Source organism: Tepidiphilus thermophilus (genome assembly GCF_001418245.1).
Lineage (GTDB): Bacteria > Pseudomonadota > Gammaproteobacteria > Burkholderiales > Rhodocyclaceae > Tepidiphilus > Tepidiphilus succinatimandens.
Window position 1 is genome coordinate 89,774 of the sequence record NZ_LIPU01000006.1, and the last position, 23,587, is coordinate 113,360.

At 65.5% G+C, this 23,587-nt stretch carries 20 protein-coding genes and 1 tRNA gene; 4 read left to right on the plus strand and 17 right to left on the minus strand.

The window, feature by feature from the left end:
* Positions 1 to 5 precede the first annotated feature (5 nt).
* The 5 genes from ASC37_RS06655 to ASC37_RS06675 all read right to left on the minus strand — a co-directional run bounded on the left by ASC37_RS06655 (position 6) and on the right by ASC37_RS06675 (position 5,938).
* A complete protein-coding gene (locus tag ASC37_RS06655; RefSeq protein WP_055423622.1) occupies positions 6 to 1,205 on the minus strand; it encodes an acetyl-CoA C-acyltransferase in 1,200 nt (399 codons plus the stop codon).
* Between the two features lie 14 nt (positions 1,206 to 1,219).
* A complete protein-coding gene (locus tag ASC37_RS06660) occupies positions 1,220 to 3,601 on the minus strand; it encodes a 3-hydroxyacyl-CoA dehydrogenase/enoyl-CoA hydratase family protein (protein WP_055423623.1) in 2,382 nt (793 codons plus the stop codon).
* Positions 3,602 to 3,650: 49 nt separating this feature from the next.
* Complete coding sequence (locus ASC37_RS06665; protein ID WP_055423624.1) at positions 3,651 to 4,976, minus strand: OmpP1/FadL family transporter; 1,326 nt, start codon at positions 4,974 to 4,976, stop codon at positions 3,651 to 3,653.
* Between the two features lie 101 nt (positions 4,977 to 5,077).
* Complete coding sequence (locus ASC37_RS06670; protein ID WP_028874684.1) at positions 5,078 to 5,464, minus strand: acyl-CoA thioesterase; 387 nt, start codon at positions 5,462 to 5,464, stop codon at positions 5,078 to 5,080.
* A 390-nt stretch (positions 5,465 to 5,854) separates the two neighbouring features.
* A tRNA-Leu gene (locus tag ASC37_RS06675) sits at positions 5,855 to 5,938 on the minus strand.
* 16 nt (positions 5,939 to 5,954) lie between these two features.
* Between ASC37_RS06675 and queA the strand changes: the two genes are divergently transcribed.
* Together queA and tgt are read left to right on the plus strand one after the other, a co-directional pair.
* On the plus strand, positions 5,955 to 7,016 hold the full coding sequence (gene queA / locus ASC37_RS06680; protein ID WP_055423654.1) for a tRNA preQ1(34) S-adenosylmethionine ribosyltransferase-isomerase QueA: 1,062 nt from the start codon (positions 5,955 to 5,957) through the stop codon (positions 7,014 to 7,016).
* Positions 7,017 to 7,039: 23 nt separating this feature from the next.
* The gene (gene tgt, locus ASC37_RS06685; protein WP_055423625.1) at positions 7,040 to 8,161 is read left to right on the plus strand and encodes a tRNA guanosine(34) transglycosylase Tgt; all 1,122 of its coding nucleotides are present in this window, start codon (positions 7,040 to 7,042) and stop codon (positions 8,159 to 8,161) included.
* 77 nt (positions 8,162 to 8,238) lie between these two features.
* Here the strand turns inward: tgt and ASC37_RS06690 are convergent, their stop codons facing one another.
* From ASC37_RS06690 to ASC37_RS06705, 4 genes are all read right to left on the minus strand, one after another.
* A complete protein-coding gene (locus ASC37_RS06690) occupies positions 8,239 to 8,448 on the minus strand; it encodes a YjfB family protein (protein WP_055423626.1) in 210 nt (69 codons plus the stop codon).
* A gap of 140 nt (positions 8,449 to 8,588) precedes the next feature.
* The gene (gene groL, locus ASC37_RS06695) at positions 8,589 to 10,223 is read right to left on the minus strand and encodes a chaperonin GroEL (RefSeq protein WP_055423627.1); all 1,635 of its coding nucleotides are present in this window, start codon (positions 10,221 to 10,223) and stop codon (positions 8,589 to 8,591) included.
* Between the two features lie 50 nt (positions 10,224 to 10,273).
* The gene (groES, locus tag ASC37_RS06700; protein ID WP_055423628.1) at positions 10,274 to 10,564 is read right to left on the minus strand and encodes a co-chaperone GroES; all 291 of its coding nucleotides are present in this window, start codon (positions 10,562 to 10,564) and stop codon (positions 10,274 to 10,276) included.
* Between the two features lie 171 nt (positions 10,565 to 10,735).
* Positions 10,736 to 11,746 carry a class 1 fructose-bisphosphatase gene (locus ASC37_RS06705; RefSeq protein ID WP_055423629.1) on the minus strand — a complete coding sequence of 337 codons (1,011 nt, stop codon included), beginning with the start codon at positions 11,744 to 11,746 and terminating at the stop codon, positions 10,736 to 10,738.
* 139 nt (positions 11,747 to 11,885) lie between these two features.
* Here ASC37_RS06705 and ASC37_RS06710 point away from each other — a divergent pair, with 139 nt between their 5' ends.
* Positions 11,886 to 13,895 carry an OPT family oligopeptide transporter gene (locus ASC37_RS06710; RefSeq protein ID WP_055423630.1) on the plus strand — a complete coding sequence of 670 codons (2,010 nt, stop codon included), beginning with the start codon at positions 11,886 to 11,888 and terminating at the stop codon, positions 13,893 to 13,895.
* Between the two features lie 28 nt (positions 13,896 to 13,923).
* Here the strand turns inward: ASC37_RS06710 and ASC37_RS06715 are convergent, their stop codons facing one another.
* The 4 genes from ASC37_RS06715 to ASC37_RS06730 are packed head-to-tail and all read right to left on the minus strand — an operon-like array spanning position 13,924 to position 18,942.
* Complete coding sequence (locus tag ASC37_RS06715) at positions 13,924 to 14,682, minus strand: EAL domain-containing protein (protein WP_055423631.1); 759 nt, start codon at positions 14,680 to 14,682, stop codon at positions 13,924 to 13,926.
* 56 nt (positions 14,683 to 14,738) lie between these two features.
* Entirely contained in the window at positions 14,739 to 15,725 is a 987-nt protein-coding gene (locus ASC37_RS06720; protein WP_055423632.1) for a YbgA family protein, read from the minus strand.
* Positions 15,703 to 17,499, minus strand: coding sequence for a chorismate-binding protein (locus ASC37_RS06725; RefSeq protein WP_198289033.1), 1,797 nt, complete (start codon positions 17,497 to 17,499; stop codon positions 15,703 to 15,705). The genes ASC37_RS06720 and ASC37_RS06725 overlap by 23 nt, the downstream gene beginning before the upstream one ends.
* A 60-nt stretch (positions 17,500 to 17,559) precedes the next feature.
* Positions 17,560 to 18,942: an MATE family efflux transporter gene (locus tag ASC37_RS06730; protein WP_055423633.1), complete on the minus strand. Its 1,383-nt coding sequence runs from the start codon at positions 18,940 to 18,942 to the stop codon at positions 17,560 to 17,562.
* 234 nt (positions 18,943 to 19,176) lie between these two features.
* On the opposite strand from ASC37_RS06730, the gene ASC37_RS06735 reads away from it, so the two are divergent.
* A complete protein-coding gene (locus tag ASC37_RS06735) occupies positions 19,177 to 20,433 on the plus strand; it encodes a D-amino acid dehydrogenase (RefSeq protein WP_055423634.1) in 1,257 nt (418 codons plus the stop codon).
* 6 nt (positions 20,434 to 20,439) lie between these two features.
* On the opposite strand, the gene ASC37_RS06740 is transcribed toward ASC37_RS06735, so the two are convergent.
* The 4 genes from ASC37_RS06740 to ASC37_RS06755 all read right to left on the minus strand — a co-directional run bounded on the left by ASC37_RS06740 (position 20,440) and on the right by ASC37_RS06755 (position 23,581).
* Complete coding sequence (locus ASC37_RS06740) at positions 20,440 to 20,850, minus strand: stringent starvation protein B (RefSeq protein ID WP_055423635.1); 411 nt, start codon at positions 20,848 to 20,850, stop codon at positions 20,440 to 20,442.
* Between the two features lie 2 nt (positions 20,851 to 20,852).
* Positions 20,853 to 21,455 (minus strand): glutathione S-transferase N-terminal domain-containing protein, encoded by a 603-nt coding sequence (locus tag ASC37_RS06745; protein WP_055423636.1) that lies wholly within the window; start codon positions 21,453 to 21,455, stop codon positions 20,853 to 20,855.
* Positions 21,456 to 21,563: 108 nt separating this feature from the next.
* A complete protein-coding gene (locus ASC37_RS06750; protein WP_055423637.1) occupies positions 21,564 to 22,319 on the minus strand; it encodes a cytochrome c1 in 756 nt (251 codons plus the stop codon).
* A complete protein-coding gene (locus ASC37_RS06755; RefSeq protein ID WP_055423638.1) occupies positions 22,316 to 23,581 on the minus strand; it encodes a cytochrome b in 1,266 nt (421 codons plus the stop codon). Before ASC37_RS06755 ends, ASC37_RS06750 begins: the two co-directional genes overlap by 4 nt.
* Positions 23,582 to 23,587 lie beyond the last annotated feature (6 nt).

Genomic DNA, 23,587 nt, shown 5'->3' on the forward strand with positions numbered 1-23,587 from the left:
CCCGTCTACACCCGCTCGAAGATCCCCGCTGCCCCCATACCCGTGCCGATGCACATCGTCACCATGCCATAGCGCACCTTCGGGTCGCGTTGCATCGCCGCCATCAGGGTGGCGGTACGGATCGCTCCGGTTGCCCCCAGAGGATGGCCCAAAGCGATCGCCCCGCCCAGCGGATTCACCTTGGCCGGATCCAGCCCCAGCGTGCGCATCACCGCCAACGATTGCGCCGCGAACGCCTCGTTGAGCTCGATCCAGTCGAGATCATCCTGTTTCAGGCCGGCACGCTGCAAGGCTCGGGGGATGGCTTCCACCGGACCGATTCCCATCACCTCCGGCGGCACGCCGACCACCGCGTACGATACCACGCGGGCAATGGGCCGCACTCCATAGCGTTCGAGCGCCGCTTCGGACATCAGCAACACTGCCCCCGCCCCGTCGGACATCTGCGAGCTGTTGCCGGCGGTCACGCTGCCGCGCGCAGCGAATACCGGTTTGAGGGAGGCGAGCCGCTCCGGTGAGGTATCGCGCCGCGGCCCCTCGTCGATCTCGGCCATCGACTCGCGCACCGCCACCGTTCCCTCGGCGCCGGGCAGGTGCGTTCGTACCATCAGGGGAGCGATCTCGTCGCGGAAGTACCCTGCGTCGATTGCCGCCACTGCCTTGCGGTGTGATTCCAGGGCGAAGGCATCCTGATCCTCACGCGACACGCCATATTTGCGTGCCACCACCTCTGCGGTCAACCCCATCCCGTAAGCGATGGCCCGGTTCTCGTCCGATTCCACCACCTTCGGGTTGAGGCTCACCTTGTTGCCCATGATCTGCGGCATCACGCTCATCGACTCGGTGCCCGCGGCGACCATCACGTCGGCCTCACCCAAGCGGATGCGCGCCGCCGCGTCGGCCACCGCCTGCAGGCCGGAAGCGCAGAAGCGGTTGATCGTCACGCCCGGCACTTGCACCGGAAAACCAGCCAGCAAGAGGCCGATGCGGGCCACGTTCATCCCCTGCTCGGCCTCGGGCATGGCGCAGCCCGTGATCACGTCGCCGATCTCCGCCAGATCGAGCGACGGCACCTTTTCCGTCACCGCTCGCAGCACGTGCGCCAGCATGTCGTCCGGTCGTACATGGCGTAGCATCCCGCCCTTGCGACCCACCGGCGTGCGTACCGCTGCCACCACATAGGCATCCTGCCCTCGTTTGCTCATCGTTGCTCCTTTCCTCAGTTGCGCAGCGGTTTGCCCGTTGCGAGCGTATGTGCGATGCGTTCCAACGTCTGGGGCGTGCGCAGCAGCGCCATGAATTCGCGCCGCTCCACCGCCAGCAGCCATTCCACCGGCACCCGGGCTCCGCTCTCCACTTCCCCTCCGCACAACGCAGTGGCCACCCCCTTGCCGACACGGTAGTCGTGCTCGGAAATGAATCCCCCTTCGCGCATATTGACCAGCATCATCTCGCAGGTGGCAATGCCGTTTCGCCCCGCCACCACGACCTCACGCTCGGGCAGCGGCGGACGGTAGCCCGCCTCGGCCAGAGAGCGGGCACGACGGATCGCCACATAGAGCAATTCCTTCGGGTGCATCACCACGTCGTCCCCGACCCGGCCATAGCCGATCGCCTGCGCCTCGAGCGCACTGCGCGAGACCTTGGCCTTGGCCACCTGCTCGAACATCGGCTGAATGAACGCGAAGACGTCACCGCCAGCGGTACGCCGGGCCATGCGATGCGCCTGGATCGCCAGTTCCTTGCATCCGCCCCCGGCCGGAATGAGCCCCACGCCCACCTCCACCAGACCGACGTAGGATTCGAGCGCGAACACCCGATGCGCCGCATGCAGAGCGAACTCGCAGCCCCCGCCCAAGGCCATGCCCTCGATCGCCGCCACCACGGGAATCTCGGCGTGCTTGAGCCGCATGGATGCCTGCTGGAATCGTTCGACCATGGTCTCCAGTTGATCGAACCGGCCAGCCTGTGCCGCCTCGAGCACCTGCTTCAGGTCGGCGCCCAGCGCAAACGGAGCCTCGTGCCACAGCACCAGCGCATCGAGCTCACGCTCGGCCCGCGCCACTGCCTCCAGGATGCCCTCGATCACCGCTGCGCCCAGCGTGTGATGGCGGGTGCGCACCGAGACGATCCCCACGCCCTGGTCCTGATCGGGGCGACGCCACAGGCGCACCCCCTCGTTCTCCCACAAGGTCTCGCCCGGATCGTCGAATCTTTCCCCCAAGACCCTGTCGGGATAGAGCTGACGCCGATATACCGCGAGCGAAGAGCGTCCCACCCACGTGCTGCGCGCCGCGCTCCACGAACCCTTGGCCGAGTGCGTGCCTTCGAGCCCCTCCACCCAGGCTGGCAGCGGCACGTTGGCGAGCGTGAGGCCGGCGGCACGATCTTCCTCGATCGACCGGGCGATGTCGCGCCAACCCGCCGCCTGCCAGGTCTCGAAAGGCCCCATGGCCCAGCCGAACCCCCAGCGCATCGCCAGATCGACGTCGCGGGCGCTGTCGGCGATCGTCGCCAGATGGAAAGCGCAGTAGTGGAACACGTCGCGAAACAGCGCCCACAGAAACTGGGCCTGAGGATGCCCGCTCGCGCGTAGCCGGGCAAAGCGCTCGCGCACATCGCGCAGGGCGAGGATCTCCTCCACTTCCGGCGCCACTTCTCCCTGGGCCGGACGGTAAGTCCCGGCGGATAGATCGAGCACCAGGATGTTCCCTTTCTCCTTGCGATAGACCCCGGCGCCGCTCTTCTGCCCCAAGGCACCCTGCCGGATCAAAACCTCAAGCCACGGCGGCACGCGAAAGATCTCATGCCAGGGATCGTCGGGCAGGGTCGTCTGCATCGTCCCGATGACGTGTGCCAGCGTGTCCAACCCCACCACGTCGGCCGTGCGGTACGTCGCGCTTTTGGGACGGCCGATGCGCGGCCCCGTGAGCGCGTCGACTTCGTCGAACCCCAGGCCCAGCCGCTGCGTGTGATGCATCACCGCGAGGATGGAAAACACGCCGACGCGGTTGGCGATGAAGTTGGGCGTATCCTTGGCCCGGATCACCGATTTCCCCAAGCGCGTCGTCAACCAACCCTCCAGCGCATCGAGCCGTGCTGCGTCGCTACCCGCATGCGGCACCAGCTCCACGAGCGGCAAGTAGCGCGGTGGATTGAAGAAATGGATGCCGCAGAAATTGCGGCGCACCGCCTCGGGCAGCGCCTGCGCGAGCGCAGTGATCGACAGGCCCGACGTGTTCGAGGCCAGCGTGACCCCTTCCGCGAGAAAAGGCGCCACGCGTTCATAAAGGGACTGTTTCCAGTCCAGGCGCTCGGCGATCGCCTCGATCACCAGATCGCACTCGCGCAGCGCCTCCAGATCGTCGTCGTAATTGGCCGGTTGAATCCAGCCGAGCCGCTGCGACTCGGCCAGCGGCGCCGGATCGAGGCGCTTCAGCCCCTCGAGCGCCCTGAGCACCGTCGCATTGCGATCCCCCTCGCCCGAGGGTAGATCGAACAACACCACCGGCAGGTCGGCATTGGCGCAATGCGCGGCGATCTGCGCCCCCATCACCCCGGCGCCGAGCACGGCCACCTTGCGGATCCTCAGACGTTCCACTCGCTTCTCCTTGCTTCACACGAATACCCTGCTCGCCAAACCCGCACACTTAAAACGAACGGGAATATTGCACCCCAGCCAGCCACACATCGCCTTCGTATTGGCCACGCACCCATCCCTTCCCTTCAGCCATCGCGTTGCGGTCGATGCGCGTGTCGTCGATGAACAGATACGCCAGCCCTAGGTCTACCCGGTTGTCGGCATCCGGCATCCAGCGAGCCCCCAGCGATACCCAGATGCGGTCGTTGTCCGGCAGCGCCGTGAGCCGACGCTCGGCATCGCGCACCGGCGACTCGTCGTAGGCCACCCCAAACTTCAGTAACCAGTGCTCATCGTAACGATAGCGTGCTCCCAAAGCCACGCGCCATGTATCCTGAAAACGAGTAGCCAAAGTATCGGCCACCGAACCGGACTGAACCCCGCTCGAACGGTAGATTGGCAGCACGTTCAGACTGCTCCAGCCAGTCCACGACACGTCGGCGAGGATCTCCCACCGCTCACCAACTCCCTGCGCCGCACTGGCGATGAAGGTATCTGGCAGATCCACCGACACCTCGGCGTCGACGCCGGCCAAGCCAACCCGTGGGTTGCTCAGCACCGGCGCAGCCGGGCCTCTGGCCTCGAGGTCGCCATCGAGATCGTGCTTCACCTTGGATCGATAGGAGAACCCCAGCTTGGTCCTTTCGGTGGGGGTAAAGAGTATGCCCACGTTCCACCCCCAGGAGACATCGTCCGCTTCGAGGCGTAACTTGGTTCGCTGCATCGCCGCATCGCTTACACCGAAGGATTTCAGAGGCCCCGGCGCCGCCACGCCTGCGTAGCGATCGTATGTCGCCTCGAAACGCTGTACGCTCACCCCGAATCCCAGCGAGACCGCCTCATTCACCTTGAATGCCAGGGAAGGATTGACGTTGATCGTCTTGATCTCGAACTTGGTCGAATGGAATCGGCCGATCCAGTCGTCGTCGTACTCCGTCACGAGACCGAAGGGCACGCCCATCCCCAGGCCGAGCCACAAGCGATCGTTGATCTTCTGCGAATAATAGCCGTTGGGTACCGCTGCCCAACCGCCGGCATCCCCGCCGTTGCTGCCGGTCAAGGGTGCGCCTGGCGCCGCAAGACTCCCTCTGTCATCGAACTTGAAACTGGGTTTGATCGCCGCCACGCCGAGTGAGACCTCGCGGGCTTTCAGACGTGTCATTCCCGCCGGGTTATAAAAAATTGTTCCGGCATCGTCGGCCACGGCAGCCGAACCAGCATAAGCATTGCCGATGCCGCTCGCGCTCTGTTCCATGAGCTGAAAACCGCTGGCCAGCGCCGTGGAACTGGCGGCGAACAACGACGGAATTACCACGGCCAAAAGTTTCTTCTTCATTGCTCGTCTCCTCCTCTTCGTCACGAACCAACGGGCATACGCCCGCTCTTTCTTTTTTACCTGCCACGTTCCGACGAAGCCTCCTCGGCAAGCCGGACCGTTCAGCTCCCCTCTATGGGGCGTTTGTTGCCCTGCGCATCGAGCGCCACGTAGGTGAGCCGGGCTTCGGTGACCTTCACCACGACCGGACGCTCGGGATGGCGCTCGGCGAAGACTTCGACGTCCACCGTGATCGAGGTACGCCCCACCGAGACGATCTCCGCATACAGACTCACCACGTCACCCACGGCAATGGGCTGTTTGAACACGAAGCTGTTGACCGCCACCGTGGCCACGCGCCCTCGGCTGCGACGGCGCGCTGGCAAGGACCCCGCGATGTCGACCATCGCCATCACCCAGCCCCCAAACACGTCGCCCGCCGGATTGAGATCCGAAGGCATTGGCATCACCCGCAATTCCGGTTGACGATCTGGCAGCACATCCGACATGGTTTTCTCCTGAGGACACGAATCGAGCTTCCATGATAGCCGACCCATACTCCTCTTTCTGGCAAAAAAAGGCGCTCGCCCGAAGGCGAGCGCGACCACCAAGGGAGGGAGGGAACTCTGGAGAACGCATGGGATGCACCAATTGTTTCTTACGTTTGTTTGAATAATAGCACAAAAAATTTTTGAGGCAATGGTTCACGGAGAAAAATGCCGATGAAGGGGAGGAATAAACCAGGAAAGGGTCGTGCACCGCGAAAACCACCTCGAGTAGAATCCGGGCAAAGGGTCTTGGCAGTCGAGGTATCGAGGCGACAAGCCGCCCTGCAGCCGTCCATTCCGGGCTGCCAGGCATCGGCCCATCCAAGGGAAAGAATGCGCCTGATGATAAAATGCCGGGAGAGGGAGTCGAACCCTCACGGTGTCGCCACCGGCGGATTTTGAGTCCGCTGCGTCTACCTGTTCCGCCATCCCGGCGCGGAAGAAAGATTATATGCAAGAACCCAGCCTACGCAAAGCCCCGTCGCTGACGGTGCACGACTTCGATTTTTCCCTGCCGCCCGAGCTCATCGCCCAGGCGCCGCTACCCGAGCGCAGCGCCAGCCGTCTGCTCGTGCTCGAGGGCGAAGCGCTGCACGACCGGCTCTTTCGCGATCTGCCCGGATTTCTCGAAGAAGGCGACCTGCTCGTCTTCAACGACAGCCGGGTGATCCACGCGCGCCTTTTTGGGCGCAAGGAAAGCGGCGGCGCGGTAGAGGTGCTCGTCGAGCGGCTCGTCGGCACGCAGGAAGCGCTCGCCCAGGTGCGCGCGAGCAAGCCCCCGCGCCCGGGCATGCGCCTGCGGCTGGAAGAGGCTTTCGACGTCGAAGTCGTGGGCCGCGACGGCGAGTTTTACCACCTTCGGCTCGTCGGCGAAGGCGATCTGCCCCAGCTCGTCGAGCGCCATGGCCGGCTGCCGCTGCCGCCCTACATCGCCCGCCCGGCCGAGCCGGAAGACGAAGCGCGCTACCAGACGGTCTATGCCCGCACACCCGGCTCGGTGGCCGCGCCCACCGCCGGCCTGCACTTCGACGAATCCCTGCTACGGCAGCTGGCTGAGCACGGCGTAGACACCGCCTGGGTGACGCTGCACGTCGGCGCCGGCACGTTTCAGCCGGTGCGCGTCGAGCGCCTCGACGAACACCGCATGCACCGCGAACGCTACTGGATCCCGGAAGAGACGGTGGCGCGCGTCGCCCGGGCAAAAGCGCGCGGCCGCCGCGTGATCGCCGTGGGCACCACCAGCCTGCGCGCCCTCGAAGGCGCCGCCCAGGGCGGAGCGCTGCGCCCCGGCAGCGGCGAGACCGAGCTCTTCATCACGCCGGGCTACGATTTTCGCGTGGTCGATGCGCTGGTGACGAACTTCCACCTGCCCCGCTCGACGCTGCTCATGCTGGTGTCGGCGCTCGCCGGGCTCGATCGCATCCGCCGCGCCTATGCCCACGCGATCGAACGGCGCTACCGCTTCTTCAGCTATGGCGACGCGATGTTCATCCCGCGCCGCTTCGCACGCTGACTTCCGGTCATCGAGGAATTCCCATGAGCGATACTCCCGCCTTTACCCTGCTTGCCACCGACGGCGCCGCCCGGCGCGGACGGCTGCATCTGGCGCACGGCACGGTGGAGACCCCCATTTTCATGCCGGTGGGCACCTACGGCACCGTCAAGGCGATGACGCCGACGGCGCTCGAAGACGTGGGCGCGCAGATCGTGCTCGGCAACACCTTCCACCTCTGGCTACGCCCGGGGCTCGAGGTGATCCGCCGCCACGGGGGGCTACACCGCTTCATGGGCTGGAACAAGCCGATTCTCACCGATTCGGGCGGTTTCCAGGTGTTCTCGCTCGGAGCGCTGCGCAAGATCAGCGAAGAAGGCGTGCGCTTCGCCTCCCCCATCGACGGGGCCCGCTGTTTCCTCACCCCGGAAGTCTCGATGCAGATCCAGACCGTGCTCGATTCCGACGTGGTGATGATCTTCGACGAATGCACGCCCTACCCCGCCACCGAAACGCAGGCGGCCGAATCGATGCGTCTGTCGCTGCGATGGGCTCAGCGCTCGCGGGCCGAATTCGACCGGCTGGGGAATCGCAACGCGCTCTTCGGCATCGTGCAGGGCGGCATGTACGAAGCGCTGCGCGACGAGTCGCTCGCCGGGCTCATGGAGATCGGCTTCGACGGCTATGCCATCGGCGGGCTATCGGTGGGCGAACCCAAGGACGAGATGCGGCGCGTGCTGGAATACGTCGCGCCCAGGCTGCCGCAGACGCGGCCGCGCTATTTGATGGGCGTGGGCACGCCGGAAGACCTCATCCACGGCGTGGACGCGGGCGTGGATATGTTCGACTGCGTCATGCCCACGAGAAACGCACGCAACGGGCTGCTCTTCACCCGCTACGGCGACGTGAAGATCCGCAACGCGCGCTATCGCGAGGACACCGCCCCGCTCGACGAGACCTGCAGCTGCACCACCTGCCGCCATTTCACCCGCGCCTACCTGCATCACCTCTACCGCACGGGCGAAATCCTGGCGAGCATCCTCAATACCACGCACAACCTGCACTTCTACCTGACGCTCATGGCGGAGCTGCGCGCGGCGATCGAACGAGGAAACTTTACCGAAACGGCGGCGCGACTCCTCGCCGAGCGGCAACGCGGGGTGTAACCCGGCAGCTCAGTGCCGCTCTCGCCGGCCCCACGCGCACGGCGCCACGAAGTACGCCGGAATCGATTCGCCAACGCTCAGGCGAAGACGTTGACCGAATTGCCCAGATGCGGCGGGTTCGAGGCTGCGGCCGGCGCCTGCTGCACCTGGGGCAGGGCCGAGAGCAGCGCCTGCGCCGTGCTTTCCTGCACGTCGAGCGCCTTTCTCATCACGGCGGTGCCAACCTGGTCTTGCAACTTCGCCTGTTGCATGGCGCTCATCATGCTGGCGACACTGACGGCGTCCATGGCACGCTCCTTTTCCAAGAGTCACGATGTCATTTTAGTCCATCGGAACGTCGATACGTTCCCCAGACAAAAAAAGAGCCCCGCTCGCGCGGGGCTCCCGGACGGCCTTCCCGGCCCACCGAGCGGGCCGGAACGGCAGATTACATGTCCATGCCGCCCATGCCGGCCATGGGGTTGGCGGCAGGTTTGTCTTCCGGAACTTCGGCCACCATGGCTTCGGTGGTGAGCATCAGACCGGCGACGGAAGCGGCGTTTTGCAGCGCGGTGCGCGTGACCTTGGTCGGGTCGAGCACGCCCATCTCGATCATGTCGCCGTATTCGCCGGTGGCGGCGTTGTAGCCGAAGTTGCCCTTGCCTTCGAGCACCTTGGCCACGACCACGCTGGCTTCTTCACCGGCGTTGGCCACGATTTCACGCAGCGGCTGCTCGACGGCGCGCATCACGATCTTGATGCCAGCGTCCTGATCGTGGTTGGCGCCCTTGAGCCCTTTGGCGAGCACCGCTTCGCGCGCACGCAGCAGGGCCACGCCACCGCCCGGGACGATGCCTTCCTCGACCGCGGCGCGGGTCGCGTGCAGGGCGTCCTCGACGCGGGCCTTCTTCTCTTTCATCTCGACTTCGGTGGCCGCACCGACCTTGATCACCGCCACGCCGCCGGCGAGTTTCGCCACACGCTCTTGCAGTTTCTCGCGGTCGTAGTCGCTCGTGGCCTCTTCGATCTGGACGCGAATCTCTTTGATGCGCGCCTGGATCTTGGCCGGATCGCCCGCCCCGTCGATGATGGTGGTGTACTCTTTGCCCACTTCGACGCGCTTGGCTTGGCCGAGGTCGGCGAGCGTGGCTTTCTCGAGCTGCAGGCCAAGCTCTTCGGAGATGACCGTACCGCCGGTGAGGATGGCGATGTCTTGCAGCATGGCCTTGCGCCGGTCGCCGAAGCCCGGAGCCTTGACGGCGCAGGTCTTCAGGATGCCGCGCAGGTTGTTGACCACCAGCGTGGCGAGCGCTTCGCCTTCGACGTCTTCGGCGATGATGAGCAGCGGACGGCCCGCTTTGGCGACCTGCTCGAGCACCGGCAACAGCTCACGGATGGAGCTGATCTTCTTGTCGTGCAGCAGGATGTAGGGGTTGTCGAGGACGGCGATCTGCTTCTCGGCATTGTTGATGAAGTACGGCGAGAGGTAGCCGCGGTCGAACTGCATCCCTTCGACCACTTCGAGCTCGTTTTCGAGCGACTTGCCGTCTTCGACCGTAATCACGCCTTCTTTACCGACCTTGTCCATCGCCTGAGCGATGATGTCGCCGATCGACTGGTCGGAGTTGGCGGAGATGGCGCCGACCTGGGCGATCTCCTTGCTGGTGGTGCAGGGCTTGGAGATCTTCTTGAGCTCGTCGACGATGGCAGAGACCGCCTTGTCGATGCCGCGCTTGAGATCCATCGGGTTCATGCCGGCGGCGACGTACTTCATGCCTTCGCGCACGATGGCCTGGGCGAGCACGGTCGCAGTGGTGGTCCCGTCACCGGCCACGTCCGAGGTCTTGGACGCGACTTCTTTCACCATCTGCGCGCCCATGTTCTCGAACTTGTCCTTGAGCTCGATTTCCTTGGCGACCGACACGCCGTCCTTGGTCACGGTGGGGGCGCCGAAGCTGCGCTCCAGCACCACGTTGCGACCTTTGGGGCCGAGCGTGACTTTGACGGCATTGGCCAGAACATTGAGACCCGCCACCATCCGCTCGCGGGCAATATCACCGAATTTGACTTCCTTGGCAGCCATGGATCATGCCTCCTGAGAATATTCTGAAATAAAGGGGAGTCGCGACGCGATCACTCTTCGATCACGCCGAGGATGTCTTCTTCACGCAGCACCAGCAGCTCTTCGCCGTCGACTTTCACCGTCTGGCCGGCGTATTTGCCGAAGAGGATCTTGTCGCCGGGCTTGACCGACATGGGGCGCACTTTGCCGTCTTCGAGGATCTTGCCGTTGCCCACGGCGATCACTTCGCCCTGATCGGGTTTCTCGCCGGCAGTGTCCGGAATCACGATACCGCTGGCGGTCTTGCGCTCGGATTCCAGACGCTTGACGATCACGCGATCATGCAAAGGACGGATTTTCATGGTATCGACTCCTCTGGTTCGGGTACAGGTTGAACACACCCAACGGCGGCCCGTTGTTAGCACTCACCGTTGTCGAGTGCTAATAATAGGGATGTTCGGGCGAAATTTCAAGAGGGGGCGATGCGCCCCGCGCCATTTCTTCGAGGGCGCGAGGCGTCGGGCGGGGAGAAATCAGGAGGCGTCGGCCTCTTCGTGATAGGCGCGCACCCGCTCGACCTCTTCCTTGGAGCCGAGGATCACCGGTACGCGCTGGTGCAGCCGCTGCGGGACGATCTCGAGGAGGCGGCGCCGCCCGTCGATGGCCGCCCCACCGGCCTGCTCCACCAGCAACGCCATGGGGTTGGCCTCGTAGAGCAGGCGCAGCTTGCCGCCCTGGGCGCGGTTCTTCGCATCCAGCGGATAGAGGAAGATACCCCCGCGCGAGAGCGTCCGGTGCACGTCGGACACCATGGAAGCCACCCAGCGCATGTTGAAATCGCGCCCGCGCGGCCCTTCCTTGCCGGCGATGAGTTCCTCGATGTAGCGGCGCACCGGCGGCTCCCAAAAGCGCATGTTGGAGCAGTTGATGGCGAATTCGCTCGTCTGGGGCGGAATCGTCATGAAAGGATGGGTATAGACGAAGTAGCCGAACTCCCGATCGAGCGTGAAGCCGTGCACGCCGTTGCCGGTGGTGAGGACGAGCTGGGTGGCCGGACCGTAGATGGCGTAACCGGCGGCTACTTGTGCCGTGCCCGGCTGCAGGAAGGACGCTTCGGTGGGAATGGCCTCGCGATCGGGATTGCGCAACACCGAGAAGATGGTGCCCACGGAAATATTGACCTCGATGTTGGAGGAGCCGTCGAGCGGATCGAACAAAAGCAGGTAGCCGCCGCGCGGATACTCGAAGGGGATGTGGCAGATCTCCTCGACTTCTTCGGAAGCCATGGCGGCGAGGTGCCCGCCCCATTCGTTGGCCTGCAGCAGCAGCTCGTTGGCGATGACGTCGAGTTTCTTCTGCACTTCGCCCTGGACGTTCTCGACTCCGGTCTCGCCATGCACGTCCCACAGCTTTCCTTTGGAGATGGTCACCGCGATGGCCTTGACGGCGCGGGCGACGACCTCGACGAGGAGCCGCAGGTCGGCATCGAGCCGTCCGGCGCGTTGTTCTTCGATGAGGAATTGCGAGAGGCTGACACGGCGCATGAGGAAGACTCCAGCAGTTGGCGGAAAGAGGAATTATCGCGCCAAGCCCGTCCGTTTGGCACGATCGCGACGATAAAGGCGGATCGCGCGCGAAAAAATTTGGGCTATATTCTTCGACTCACCGACTTGGAGAAAGCCGATGATCGAACGCATCCCCGACGACACCGACCTGCCCGAGCTGACGCTGCGCGGCATGCTGCTCGGTGCCGTGCTCACCGTGGTCTTCACCGCGGCCAACATTTATCTGGGGCTCAAAGTGGGGCTGACGTTTGCCTCTTCGATCCCCGCGGCGGTGATCTCCATGGCGGTGCTGCGCCGTTGCCGCGGAGCGAACATCCTCGAAAACAACATGGTGCAGACGCAAGCCTCGGCTGCCGGTACTTTGTCGGCCATCATCTTCATCCTGCCGGGTCTGCTGATGATCGGTCACTGGCAGGGATTCCCCTTCTGGCTGACGGCGGCGGTGTGCGGCGTGGGCGGGCTCCTTGGGGTGCTCTACACCATCCCCTTACGGCGGGTGATGGTGGTCGACAGCCCCCTGCCCTATCCGGAAGGCGTGGCGGCGGCGGAGATCCTGCGCGTGGGCGAACTCGCGCGGGAGAAGGACAACGGGGAGGCCGTCGCTCAAGGGCAGGCTCAGGCGCGCGAGATCGCCTTCGGCGGCCTGCTCGCCGCGCTCGTCACCCTTTTTTCCGGCGGTTTTCGCCTGCTCGCCGAAAGCTTCACCGCCTGGATCCCGCTCGGGGCAGCTGCGGTGCGCCTGTCGGTGGGCTTTTCGCTCGCGCTCGTCGGCGCCGGCTATCTCATCGGCCTGGCGGCGGGGCTGGCGATCCTGTTGGGACTCGTCCTCGCCTGGGGCGTGATCGTGCCCTGGCTGACGATTCAGGCCGCGCCCGCACCAGACCAGACGCTGCCGGCGCTCGCCATGAGCCTGTGGCGCCAGCAGGTACGATTCTTCGGCGCCGGTACCATCGGCGTCGCCGCCATATGGACGCTCGCCACGCTCGCCAGACCCATGTGGGACGGAATCCGTACCGCGCTCGAGTCGGTACATCTGGGCAATGGCGCTGGTGCTGCCCCTCGTACTGAACGGGATCTCTCGCCCCGGGCGATCATGGCGGTGGGTCTGGCCTCGCTCCTGGTGTTGCTCGTCATCTTCCACCGCTTCCTCTATGCAGCCGACTCCGGCCTTGCTCCCCTTGCCTATGGCGCCCTGGTGCTCGCCTGCGTGCTCTTCGCGGCGCTCTTCGGCTTTCTCATCGCCGCCGCGGCCGGGTACATGGCCGGCCTCGTCGGCTCTTCGAGCAGCCCCATCTCCGGCATCGGCATCCTGGCCGTGATCCTCGTCTCGCTCATGCTGCTCGGATTCGGCGCCGCGGCACCGCAGCTCACCGGCGCCAACGAAGGCAAGCTCGCCGTGGCCCTGGCGCTCTTCACCACCTCGGTGGTGGTGGCGATCGCGGCCATCTCCAACGACAACCTGCAGGATCTCAAGACCGGCTACCTCGTCGGCGCCACCCCCTGGCGCCAGCAGGTCGCCCTGATGATCGGCTGCGTGGTGGGTGCCTTGGTGATCCCGCCGGTGCTCGAGCTCCTTTACCAGGCCTACGGGTTTGCCGGCGCCCTGCCGCGCCCCGGCATGGATCCGGCGCAGGCACTTGCCGCTCCCCAGGCCACGCTCATGACGGCGATCGCCATGGGCATCTTTCACGCCACGTTGGAATGGAAGATGATCCTGGGTGGCGTGGCGCTCGGCGTGGTGCTCATCGTCATCGACCGGTTCCTGCGCCGCAGCGGCGCCGGTTCCCTGCCGGTACTCGCCGTGGGGCTGGGCATTTACCTGCCGCCGACCATCGGCATGACCTTGGTGGTCGGAGCGCTGCTGGGTCATGCCGTCGAACGCGCCCTGGCTCGCCGACCAGCGGCCGAACGCGAAGAGCCCCGGCGCCGCGGCGTCCTGCTCGCCTCGGGTTTCATCGTCGGTGAGAGCCTTATGGGCATCGTGCTCGCCGCGCTCATCGCGGGCACCGGCAAGGAAGCACCGCTCGCGCTCGTGGGCGAAGGGTTCGAGCCGGTGGCGCAATGGCTGGGACTGGCGGTGCTCGCCTCGGTGTGCATCCTTTTCTATCGTCGGATCGCCTTACGCTGAATCCGGCAGGAACGCCGCCGGTTTGCGCCTACCAGCGCACCGGCGGCAAACACTCGAACCCCGGCTTGGCGAAGAAATACCCTTGCATCAGCGCCACGCCGCGCGCGGCAAACCAATCCACCTCTTCGGCCTGTTCCACTCCTTCGGCGAGCACCTTCACGCCCAGCTCCCGACAGGTGAGCAGCAAACCTTCCAGGATCGCCTGTTTGATGCGGTCACGATGCACATCGCGCACCAGGGCCATGTCGATCTTGATGAGATCGGGCATGAAGCGCGCCAGCATGTTCAGCCCCGAATGACCCGCGCCGAAATCATCGAGCGCGGTGAGGAAACCGCGCGAACGGTAATAGGCGAAGATGTTCGTGAGATGCTCGACCTCGTCGATGCGCTCCCCCTCCGTCACCTCGAAGAGGATCTTCTCGGCCGGAAAGCCACATTCCTTCGCTGCCTCCAGGGTACTGCGAATGCACAGGGACGGTTCATAGACCGCATTGGGCAAAAAGTTGATGCTCAGATGACGGTCCAGCCCCAGGCGGCTCGCCAGGGTGATCGCACGCACACGGCAGGCCTGGTCGAACGCGTAGCGGTTGGTATCGTCGACCCGACCGAGCACGGTCATCGCCGGTTCGCCCTGGGGTCCGCGCACCAGCGCCTCGTAGCCGAACACTTCGCGCTGAGCCACGTCCACGATCGGCTGAAAGGCGAAAGTGAAGGCGAATGCTACTTCCTCGCGGCAGCGGTCGCAGCCGGAGCGCAAGACTTCTTCCGGGGGAAACAGGGTGGGCATGGCAGGACCTCCGGCGTGCAGGCAATGGCTGCATGATAGCAGCGGGCGGCCTCGCCCTACAGCGCGTTGCGCAGCCCCAGCCGCGGCGGATGCGGCTCCAGATAGACCTGCTGCGCCAGATAAGAATCGGGATGGCGGCGCAGATGGTGACGCAAGAGCACCATCGGCGCGACGAGCGGCACCACGCCCTGGCGATACTGCGCGATGAGCTCCTGCAGCTCCTGGCGCTCCTCGGACGGCAATACCCGACGCAGGTAACCGGCCAGATGCTGCAGCACGTTGGCGTGCGTGCCGCGCGTGGCGCGCCGCCTCAGGGCGGCCATGAACGCCGGAAAATAGTGCGACGCGAACGCCTCGGGCGTCTCCTCGCCGAGTCCGGCCACCATACGCCCCAGGGTACGGTAACCCGCGGGGTCGTGCGCGAGCAGCAGATACTTGTAGCGTGAATGGAACGCGACGATCGCCCCGCGCGTGAGTCCCGCGGCGAGCAGGCGTCGCCACTCGCCGTAGGCGCGCACCCGAACGACGAAATTCTCCAGCAGTACCGGATCGTGCAATCGCCCTTCCTCTTCGATGGGCAGCTCCGGCAGCCGGCGCGCCAGCGTGGCCGCAAAGATGCCGCTACCGAACTGCGGCGGTCGATCGTCCTGCCGATAGACCTTCACCCGGAAGAGCCCACAGGAAGGCGAGCGCTGCATGAGAATGACCCCGCTCACCCCTTCCAGCGTCGCCACCGTGCGCTCGGACCATTCTTGCAGACGCTCGGTGACGTCGAGCGTGGCATCGCCCACCCCCACGGCCCGGGGAGATTCGGGGGAACCGACGAGGCGGATGGGCGGACGCGGCGTGCCCAGTCCGATCCCCACTTCCGGACACAAGGGCACGAAGTCGAACGCCTGACCCAGCAGCTCGACGCACAAGGCCGAGCGCTTGTGCCCGCCGTTGTAGCGCACCGGCTGCCCCAGCACGCAGGCGCTCACGGCGAGCTTCAGGCGCTCCGCCCCTTGGATGGTCTGCCTTTCATTCTCCACGCCCTGGCCCATCGTTTTCCTCCCACTGTATCAAAACCACCGGCACCCAGCCACGCAAGGCATTGAGAAAAGCAAGCGCTTCGGCAGAGTCGAGCTCCTCGCGGCGAATCATCCGCTCGACGAGCCGCCCTTGCGCCAAGAGCAGGTGGCGCATCACGCCATCGAGCAAGCCACAGCACAGCGGCGGGGTATACCACGTCTCACCAAAACGCACCGCGACGTTGCCGCGCGTGAATTCGGTGATCTCACCGGATTCATTCCACAGCAAGGTGTCGAATATCCCGGCGCGGCCGAGCGCCTCGTAGGCCTCGCGTCGAGTCGTCTTGTAGCGCACGAACTCGCTCGTGCCATCGATAGGCGAGTGGGCGAGCATCACTTTGGGGCACTCCGGCGTTTCGGGCAAGGCGCCAACCTCGACCGAAACTTTTCCTTCGGCATCGAGCAATAAGCGCAGCCGCCCCGCCGGCTCGGGCCAAGAGTCCATGGCCGAGCGCACCGCCTCTTCCAGAGCCGATTCATCACAAGGATGGCCGAAGTGCCGCGCGGCACGCAACAGGCGTGCCCGATGCAACGGCCAATGGGCCACTTCACCGCCCTCCAAGCGCATCGTCTCGAGGATCTGAAAAGGACGCGCCGCCCGTTCGAGGAAAGCTCGCTTCACACGCCACTCGCGCGCCTCGCTGCGTGCCCGCGCATCGGCGGTGATGGCGCTGCCGATGCCACAGCGCGCCCGCCCCTGCACGATCTCGACGGTGCGGATGGGAACATTGAACGTCGCGTCCCCTCCAGGACGAACCACCCCCATCGCGCCGCAATATACGCCTCGCGGTCCGCCCTCCAGGCGGCGAATCCAATGCATCGCCCGGACCTTGGGCGCACCGGTCACCGATCCGCAGGGAAAAAGTGCCTCGAAGATTTCACGCAAACTCACCGCTTCGCGCAGCTCCGCCTCGACGTCCGAGCTCATCTGCCACACCGTCGGCCAGGCTTGCGTATGGAAGAGCCGCGGCACACGCACGCCGCCGGGTCGGGTCAAACGCGAGAGATCGTTGCGGATGAGATCGACGATCATCACGTTTTCCGCCCGCTCCTTTTCATCCGAACGCAAACGTAGCGCCTGGCGTGCATCCTCTTCGGGTGAAATCCCCCGCGGTGCCGTCCCTTTCATCGGCCGGCACAGAATGCGATTCCCCACCCGATGGAAGAAGAGCTCCGGCGAGACGCTCGCCACCCGACGCCCCTCACCCGTATCGAGAAAGAGCGCATACCCTCCCGGCTGCGCACGGCGTAAAGCGGGAAAGAACGCCAACGCATCCCCCGAAAAGGGACTCTCGACGGGCGCCGTGAAATTGAGCTGGTAGAACTCCCCCTCGGCGATTGCCCGCTGGATGCGCGCCACCGCGGCCCTGAAGGACGCCTCATCCAGCGTCTCGCACCAGCGCAAGGGTGTGTATTCCCCTGTCACGATGGACTCTGGCCACGGCGCAAGCCGATCGAAGAGCGCGAACCAGGCCAGCGGCGATCCCGGCGCGGGCTCATGAGTCTCCAGGGCAGGATCGAATGCGGCGGCGGCCTCGTAGCTTACGTATCCCACGGCCCAGGAGCCGTTCCTCGCCGCAACGTCGATGCGTTCGAGCAACGGGCCCACCTCCTCGTGCCGATTTGCCCCCAGCACCGCCTGCAGACCGACGAAACGACCCCGCAGCGGCGCATCCTCCGCCGTCGGTGCGGCAAAATCGATCCACGCTTCGGGGTTCATGCGCTCATCGCCCATCTTTTCCCCCACCGACTTATCCTGCTCCAGTGCATCACCCCATGCACCAGCAGTGATCGAGCGAGAACGTCATCACGCCTCCTTCTTGCACCGCGACGATGCCACATCGGCCACCGTGCGCAAGGTGAGCGCCAGTCCGCAAGACACCAGCGCGAGCCCCACCAGCAGGCCGATCCAGAAACCGAACACCCCCATAGGGTGGCCAAACATCCCGCCGTCGTAACCGAGCCAGGCCCCCAGGGGGATGCCCACCAGCCAGAACGCCCCGAGCATGAGGAGCATGGGCAACAAGGTCACGTGATAGCCACGCAAAGCGCCCATCATGCACGCCTGGGTGGCGTCGAACACCTGCCATAGCGCCGCCAGCACCAGGAGCGAAGCCGCGAGCTCGCGCACCGCCGGATCCGAACTGTAGAGCGCCGTGATCGCATGCCGCCCTGCCAGCACCGGCCCCATCATCAACACTCCGATCGCCAGACCTGCCGCCACCCCCGTCCAGGCCAGCCGCCGTGCCCGCGCCGGATCCCCCGCACCCAGGCTCTGCCCCACCCGGATCGCCAGCGCCGCCCCGATGCCCGCCGGCAGCATGAAAAGGAGCGAAGCCACGTTGAGCGCCACCTGATGCGCCGCAATCTGCACCGGCCCGAAGCGACCGATCAGCACCGCGATGCCGGTGAAAGCCGCCACCTCCGCCAGACCCGCCCCGCCCATGGGCAGCCCCAGACGCAGCAGGCGCTTCTGCCCCTCCCAGTTTGGCCAGCTCCAGCCGCCGCGCCACCAGCGAAACGGCGCGTAGCCCGGCGCAAACGCCGTCCACAGCCCCATCGCCACCAGGCTGCACCACATCCCGATCGCCGTGGCCCAGCCACATCCCGCCCCGCCCAGAGCCGGTGCCCCCAATCGGCCGTAGATCAGCACCCAGTTGAAAAACGCGTTGATCCCGAGCCCGAAAAACGCTATCGTCATGATCGGTTTGGGACGGTCTACGCTCGCCGAATAGAAGGCGAGCGCCCGGAACACCAGCGCCGCCGGCAGACCGCAGCCGATTCCTTCCAGGAAAAAGGTCGTTTTCGCCGCCAGTTCCGGTTCGATCCCGAAGGCGCGCAACACCGCCGGCACGAAAGGCAGGGCCGCCAGCGGCACGAGCGAAGTCCAGAGCGCCAGCCACATCGCCTCGCGCGTATCGCGCACGATCGCCTGATGATCCCCCGCCCCATAATGCCGCGCCACGAAGGGGCTCACCGCCTGCACCACGTTCATCAGGCCGATGAAAACCGGAATCCACAGCGCCACCCCCAGCCCCACCACCGCCTGCTCGCGCGCCCCGGCATGCCCCGACATGGCTGTATCCACCAGCCCCATGAGCACGAACGCCGTCTGCGACAGCACCATCGGCCCGGCGAGGCGGAGCAAGGCCCGAATTTCGGACCAGCGTTCATACCCCCCTTTGCTCATCGTCCTTCCTCCCGGAGCATGCCGATGGCGGCGACGGGCGTTGTCGAACCGATGAAAAGCAACACGGGACGCAAGAAAGCGCGCCTGCTCATTCGAATTCCTCGCATGAAGGAAACTTCGAAGTCTGCCACGAAATCTCCCCGGGCGCGTACCGCGTTTTTTATGCGCTACACTGTTCGACATGAAAAGGCGGTGCTGCCGCTCGTTTCGTTCCACGGAGAAAAGGATCCCCCCATGAAAATCCTCGTGATCGGTGCCGGCGTAATCGGCGTCGCCACCGCCTGGGCCTTGCAGGAAGCGGGGCATACGGTCACCCTGGTGGATGCGCGCGAGGCGCCGGGGCGCGGCGCGAGTTATGCCAACGGGGCGCAAATCTCGGTGAGCCACCCCCAGCCGTGGTCTAGCCCCAGGGCGCCGCTGATCGCGCTGGAGTCGCTCACGCGCGAGGACGGGCCATTCCGCTGGCGCCCAGCGCTCGATACCGCGCAATGGTGCTGGCTCACGGCGTTTCTGCGCGAATGCCTGCCCTCGCGCCATGAGCGCAACACGCGGGCGATTGCGCTCCTTGCGCGCCACAGCCTCCAGGTGCTGCGGCGCTGGCGCGAGGCGTTGGGGCTCGAGTACGACGTGCAGACGCGCGGCATCCTGCACCTTTTCTTCACTCCGCGCGACTGGGAAACCGGCCGGCGGCACGAGGCGGAGCTGCGCGAGCTGGGCATCGCCGCCCGGGCGATCTCACCCGCAGAGGCGGCGGAAATCGAGCCGGCGCTCGCGCCGGTGGCCGCGAAGCTCTGCGGCGCCCTGTACGCGCCGGAAGACGAATCGGGCGATGCGCGCCGATTCTGCGAGGAGATGGTGGCGCGGCTGCGCCAGGCCGGGGCCGAGGTGCTCTTCGAGACGCGCTGGAGCGGCTGGCGTCTGGGCAAAGGCCGCTGCGAAGCGGCACGCTTCGAGGGGCCGGCGGGGGCGTTCGAGCTCACGGCCGAAGCCATCGTCGTCTGCGCCGGGGTGGACAGCCCGCGTCTGCTCGCACCCCTGGGGATGGAGGCGCCGATCTATCCCGTCAAGGGCTATTCGCTCACGGCACCCATCCTCGCGCCGGAGCGCGCGCCCACCGCTTCGCTCACCGACGAATCGAAGCGCATCGTGTGCTCGCGGCTTGGCAACCGTTTGCGCTTTGCCGGTACGGCCGAGATCGCCGGCTACGACGACTCGGTGCGCCCCGAGCGCATCGCGCCCTTGAAGCGCTGGGCCGAGGTGATGCTGCCCGGCGTGGCGGATCTGGAAGCGGCCGAAGCCTGGGCGGGGCTGCGGCCCATGACGCCGAGCGGCGTGCCGCTCATCGGGCGCAGTCCCATGGCAAACGTGTGGGTGAACACCGGCCACGGCTCGCTGGGCTGGACGCTTGCCTGCGGTTCGGCGCAGGCGCTGCTCGCCCGGCTGGAGGGAAAGACGCCGCCCGGGCTGGAAGCCTTTCCCTTCGTTGGTTGAGCGGGGCTATTTCACCACGCGCAGGAACCCCCCGCCGCGTTTGCCGGCGGGGGATTCCTGCGGTTCTTCGGGCGGCGTCGGGCCGCCGTCGGGCTCGGGCGCGGTGAACATCTCTTCGGGCAGCGCGATGCCGTGCCCGGTCTCGCGGGCGTAGATCGCGAGGACGTTTTCCGCCGGCAGCCAGACGTCGAAGACCTTGCCGCCAAAGCGGGCCTGAAAGGAGATGCCGTCGGGCTCGAAAGCGAAGCGGTTGGTCGCCTCCGGCCCGAGGTTGAGCACGATGACTCCGTCCTGATCGTAGCCGCGGGGAACGCTCGCGCCCTCGACCTTGGCGCTGACGTAGGGCGTGAGCCCGCGGTCGAGGCACCAGTCGTAAAGGGCGCGGGCGAGGTAGAGTTTGGCCGAGGGGGGCAGCATCGTCACTTCCTCATGAGTTTTTCGGCAGGCGAGAGGGCGTCGATGAATCCCTGACGGCTGAAAAGCCGCTCGGCGTACTTCATGATCGGCGAGGCGGCCGCTGGCAGCGCGATGCCGTAGTGCTCGAGCCGCCACAGGAGCGGCGCCATCGCCACGTCGATCATCGAGTAGTCCTCGCCGAAGAGGTATTTCTGCCGGTTGAGGATGGGCGCGAGCTGCACCAGCTGGTCGCGGATCGTCTGGCGCGCCTGATCGCGCGGGGCCTCTTCTTGCGCCTCTTCCAGCACGCGCATGTGGCGGAAGAGCTCGTTCTCCAGCGTCTGCAGCAGCTGACGCGCGCGGGCGCGCAGGATGGGGTCGGGCGGCATCAGCTGCGGATGGGGGAATCGCTCGTCGATGTACTCGTTGATGATGTTGGGCTCGAAGAGCACGAGCTCGCGGTCGACGAGCACCGGCACCCGACCGTAGGGGTTGATGCGGGCGACGTCGGCCTGCTTGTCGAGCAGATCGACGTCGGTGACTTCGAAATCCATCCCCTTTTCATAGAGGACGATGCGGCAACGGTGGCTGAAGGGATCGACCGATCCCGAATAGAGGTTCATCATGGCATGCGTCTCACGAAGAAAAACGAACGCACCCCGGCCGGGGTGCGCACGTGACGACGGGGCGGAGGGACCTCCCGGCCGAGCCGCGGCGCCCCGCCGCAGCAGGGTTCAATGGACGTCTTTCCAATACGCTTTCTTGAGCGCATAGGCAAGCGCGAAGAACACCGCCAGGTAGATCATCACCCAGATGCCGATGGACTTGCGCTTCTCGGCGATCGGCTCGCCCATCCACTGCATGAACGAGACCACGTCGGCCACCATCTTGTCGTATTCCTGCGCGCTCATGCTGCCGGGCTTGGAGAGCACGAGCTCGATCGACTCGGTGCCATCGGGGTGCTTGGTGATTTTGGCCGTCTGTTCGCCCTGGAGTTCCCAGAAGACGTGCGGCATGCCCGCGCCGGGGAAGACGACGTTGTTCCAGCCGTTGGGGCGGGTGGGGTCGCGGTAGAAGGTACGCAGGTAGGTGTAGACCCAGTCCGCGCCGCTGCCGAGCTCGGAATTGCGCTGGCGCGTGACCAGGGTGAGATCGGGCGGCGCCACCCCGCCGAACCATTTCTTGGCGTCCTGCGGCCGCATGGCGATGGTCATGAGATCGCCCACCTTCTTGTCGGGCGGCAGCAGCTTTTCCTTGATCTCCGCTTCGGTGAAGCCGATCTCGGTGAGCTTGTTGTAGCGCATGAAGCTTGCGGAGTGGCAGGCCATGCAGGTGGTGACGAAGATCGTCGCCCCGCGCTTGAGGCTTTCCGGATCCTTGGACAGGGGCGCCTTGTCGAGCTGCGGCCCTTCGGCCGAAGCGAGCACGAGCGCGGGGGCGAGGAGCGCGGCCGCGAGGAGCCGCTTGGCATGGACGATGAGGTTCTTCATTTCCAGGTCACCCTTTCCGGTTCGGGTTTGCAAGGATCGATCTTGCTATACCAGGGCATCAGCAAGAAGAAGGCGAAGTAGAGCACCGCGCAGATCTGGGAGACCAGGGTGCGGCCCGGGGTGGGCGGGAGCACGCCGAGGTAGCCGAGGATGAAGAAGGAGATGACGAAAATCGTCAGCGCCGTCTTGTAGATCGGCCCCTTGTAGCGGATGGACTTCACCGGCGAGCGGTCGAGCCAGGGCAGGAAGGCGATGATGACGACCGCTGCACCCATGGCCACCACGCCCCAGAACTTGGCGTCGATGCCGAAGAGCGGATAGGTGACGGCGCGCAGGATGGAATAGAAGGGGGTGAAGTACCACACCGGCGCGATGTGCGGCGGCGTGACCATGGGGTTGGCCGGGATGAAGTTGTTGTACTCGAGGAAGTAGCCGCCCGCCTCGGGCACGAAGAAGAGCACGGCGAAGAAGACGATGAGGAAACCGGCCACGCCGACGATGTCCTTCACCGTGTAGTACGGGTGGAAGGGGATGCCGTCGAGCGGGCGGCCGTTGGCGTCTTTCTTCTTCTTGATCTCGATGCCGTCGGGGTTGTTGGAGCCGACTTCGTGCAATGCGATGATGTGCGCGGCCACGAGCAGCAGCAGCACCAGCGGCACGGCGATGACGTGCAGGGAGAAGAAGCGGTTGAGGGTGGCATCGGAGATGACGAAGTCGCCGCGGATGACGGTGGAGAGATCCGGCCCGATCACGGGGATGGCCGAGAAGAGGTTGATGATGACCTGCGCCCCCCAGTAGGACATCTGGCCCCAGGGCAGCAGGTAGCCCATGAAGGCCTCGGCCATGAGGGCGAGGAAGATGAGCACGCCGAAGATCCACACGAGTTCGCGCGGCGTGCGGTAGGAGCCGTAGAGCAGGCCGCGGAACATGTGCAGATAGACCACGATGAAGAAGGCCGAGGCGCCGGTGGAGTGCATGTAGCGGATGAACCAGCCGCCGGGCACCTCGCGCATGATGTACTCGACGCTGGCAAAGGCCACCGGGATGCCGGAGGCGTTGAGCGAGGCGTCGGGTTTGTAGTGCATCACGAGGAAGATGCCGGTGACGATCTGGATCACCAGCACCAGCAGCGCCAGCGAGCCGAAGTAGTACCAGAAGTTGAAGTTCTTGGGAGCGTAGTATTCGGTGAGGTGCTCGCGGATCGTGGAGGTGAGCGGAAAGCGCTCGTCGATCCACTGCAGCAGGCCGGATTTGGTGGTCATATTCTT

What these genes read in the sequence shown, in the direction of transcription:
- ASC37_RS06655 (WP_055423622.1), bottom strand. Translation starts at nt 1,205, where the DNA reads ATGAGCAAACGAGGGCAGGATGCCTATGTGGTGGCAGCGGTACGCACG.
- ASC37_RS06665 (WP_055423624.1), bottom strand. Translation starts at nt 4,976, where the DNA reads ATGAAGAAGAAACTTTTGGCCGTGGTAATTCCGTCGTTGTTCGCCGCC.
- ASC37_RS06670 (WP_028874684.1), bottom strand. Translation starts at nt 5,464, where the DNA reads ATGTCGGATGTGCTGCCAGATCGTCAACCGGAATTGCGGGTGATGCCA.
- queA (WP_055423654.1), top strand. Translation starts at nt 5,955, where the DNA reads ATGCAAGAACCCAGCCTACGCAAAGCCCCGTCGCTGACGGTGCACGAC.
- tgt (WP_055423625.1), top strand. Translation starts at nt 7,040, where the DNA reads ATGAGCGATACTCCCGCCTTTACCCTGCTTGCCACCGACGGCGCCGCC.
- ASC37_RS06690 (WP_055423626.1), bottom strand. Translation starts at nt 8,448, where the DNA reads ATGGACGCCGTCAGTGTCGCCAGCATGATGAGCGCCATGCAACAGGCG.
- groL (WP_055423627.1), bottom strand. Translation starts at nt 10,223, where the DNA reads ATGGCTGCCAAGGAAGTCAAATTCGGTGATATTGCCCGCGAGCGGATG.
- groES (WP_055423628.1), bottom strand. Translation starts at nt 10,564, where the DNA reads ATGAAAATCCGTCCTTTGCATGATCGCGTGATCGTCAAGCGTCTGGAA.
- ASC37_RS06705 (WP_055423629.1), bottom strand. Translation starts at nt 11,746, where the DNA reads ATGCGCCGTGTCAGCCTCTCGCAATTCCTCATCGAAGAACAACGCGCC.
- ASC37_RS06710 (WP_055423630.1), top strand. Translation starts at nt 11,886, where the DNA reads ATGATCGAACGCATCCCCGACGACACCGACCTGCCCGAGCTGACGCTG.
- ASC37_RS06715 (WP_055423631.1), bottom strand. Translation starts at nt 14,682, where the DNA reads ATGCCCACCCTGTTTCCCCCGGAAGAAGTCTTGCGCTCCGGCTGCGAC.
- ASC37_RS06720 (WP_055423632.1), bottom strand. Translation starts at nt 15,725, where the DNA reads ATGGGCCAGGGCGTGGAGAATGAAAGGCAGACCATCCAAGGGGCGGAG.
- ASC37_RS06730 (WP_055423633.1), bottom strand. Translation starts at nt 18,942, where the DNA reads ATGAGCAAAGGGGGGTATGAACGCTGGTCCGAAATTCGGGCCTTGCTC.
- ASC37_RS06735 (WP_055423634.1), top strand. Translation starts at nt 19,177, where the DNA reads ATGAAAATCCTCGTGATCGGTGCCGGCGTAATCGGCGTCGCCACCGCC.
- ASC37_RS06740 (WP_055423635.1), bottom strand. Translation starts at nt 20,850, where the DNA reads ATGCTGCCCCCCTCGGCCAAACTCTACCTCGCCCGCGCCCTTTACGAC.
- ASC37_RS06745 (WP_055423636.1), bottom strand. Translation starts at nt 21,455, where the DNA reads ATGATGAACCTCTATTCGGGATCGGTCGATCCCTTCAGCCACCGTTGC.
- ASC37_RS06750 (WP_055423637.1), bottom strand. Translation starts at nt 22,319, where the DNA reads ATGAAGAACCTCATCGTCCATGCCAAGCGGCTCCTCGCGGCCGCGCTC.
- ASC37_RS06755 (WP_055423638.1), bottom strand. Translation starts at nt 23,581, where the DNA reads ATGACCACCAAATCCGGCCTGCTGCAGTGGATCGACGAGCGCTTTCCG.